This is a genomic window from Mesorhizobium sp. M1A.T.Ca.IN.004.03.1.1 (assembly GCF_003997555.1).
GTDB lineage: Bacteria > Pseudomonadota > Alphaproteobacteria > Rhizobiales > Rhizobiaceae > Mesorhizobium.
In genome coordinates this window covers 1-247 of the sequence record NZ_RZTV01000828.1, presented here as the reverse complement: position 1 = coordinate 247, position 247 = coordinate 1, and the positions used below count along the sequence as shown (strand labels likewise).

General features: G+C 61.1%; 1 pseudogene. It reads left to right on the top strand.

The features are described 5' to 3' along the window. Nucleotides 1-247 (top strand): annotated as a pseudogene (locus EOD29_RS33990) (glucose-6-phosphate dehydrogenase); the annotation flags it as partial.

Sequence of the window (247 nt, the reverse complement as noted above, 5' to 3'; positions counted from 1 at the left end):
CCCGCCTCTACTATGTTTCGGTCGACGCCCGCACTGACACGGGCTGGGATCAGCTGAAGAAACTGCTCGACGAAAGCAGGGACCGGGTGCGCGCCTTCTATCTGGCGGTTGCGCCCGGCATCTTCGGCGATATTTCCCAGAAGATCCATGACCACAAGCTGATCACCAAATCGACCCGCATCGTCGTCGAGAAGCCGATCGGCCGTGATCTGGCCTCGGCGCTGCAACTCAACGACACGATCGGCCG